The organism is Desertibacillus haloalkaliphilus (genome assembly GCF_019039105.1).
GTDB lineage: Bacteria > Bacillota > Bacilli > Bacillales > KJ1-10-99 > Desertibacillus > Desertibacillus haloalkaliphilus.
In genome coordinates this window covers 1-1,173 of the sequence record NZ_JAHPIV010000043.1, presented here as the reverse complement: position 1 = coordinate 1,173, position 1,173 = coordinate 1, and the positions used below count along the sequence as shown (strand labels likewise).

Genomic DNA, 1,173 nt, shown 5'->3' with positions numbered 1-1,173 from the left:
TATTATCAAACTAGTGGAGAGTCTTATCTTGATGTTGCCATTAAATATAACCTTTCAAATCCAGGAATAGTGAAACATTGGCACCAAACATTTTTAGAAAGCGGACTGGAAGGGCTCTCAAAACCAAAGGAGCGTCCAACTATGTCAAAGGAACCAAAAAAACAAAAAGCAGAAAAGAAGCTAACACGAGAGGAACAATTAGAACGTGAGAATGAACTTTTACGCGCGGAGTTAGCTTTCATAAAAAAGCTCCGAGCTTCAGGGGAAAATATACCGAGCCGACTGCTAAAACAGAAGCCAGAGTCATTCAAGAACTCCGACAAGACTTCAAATTAGTGGTTCTCCTTGAAGCTACAGGCATGAAAAAAGCAACTTATATATATTGGCAGAAACAAATGAATACAACACATAAAGATGAAGAAATTGAAAAACGAATCAAAGAATTGTTCGAGGAACACAATGGCAATTACGGTTATCGCCGGATCACAAAAGAACTTCAAGGTAAAGGAATCACGATTAATAAAAAGAAAGTACAACGAATTATGCAGAAACTTGGCTTGAAGTGTGTATCATATACACGCAAATCACGTAAATACAGCACGTATAAAGGAAAAGTTGGTACTATAGCGAAAAATCGTATTCAGCGCCGCTTTAACACGAGTGTTGCGCATCAAAAAATCACAACAGATACAACAGAATTTAAATACTATGACAGAGATAAAAATGGCAATATCCAAATCAAGAAAGCTTATTTTGATCCTTTCTTAGATATGTTTAATAGTGAAATTATCTCTTACCGTCTCTCAAAACAACCAAATGCTAAAGCCATCATTGAAGCTTTGGAAGAAGCCATTGAACGGACAGATGATTGCCCTTATCGCCGTACATTTCATTCAGATCAAGGCTGGGGCTATCAAATGAAAGCTTATACACATAAGTTGAAAGAGCATAGAATTTTTCAAAGTATGTCCCGAAAAGGGAACTGTATCGATAATTCACCAATGGAAAATTTCTTCGGCATCATGAAACAAGAAATGTACTATGGAAAGGTCTACCATAGTTTTAAGGAACTTGAACAAGCCATTGTTAAGTATATAGACTACTACAATAACAAACGAATCAAGGAAAAGCTGCATTGGATGAGTCCGATTCAGTTTAGAGAAGCACGACAAG

Annotated in this window: 2 pseudogenes; both read left to right on the top strand. The window is 36.7% G+C overall.

What is annotated here, in order from left to right:
* Positions 1-336: pseudogene (locus tag KH400_RS20725) on the top strand (hypothetical protein); the annotation flags it as partial.
* Positions 303-1,173: pseudogene (locus KH400_RS20720) on the top strand (IS3 family transposase); the annotation flags it as partial. The pseudogenes KH400_RS20725 and KH400_RS20720, both read left to right, overlap by 34 nt.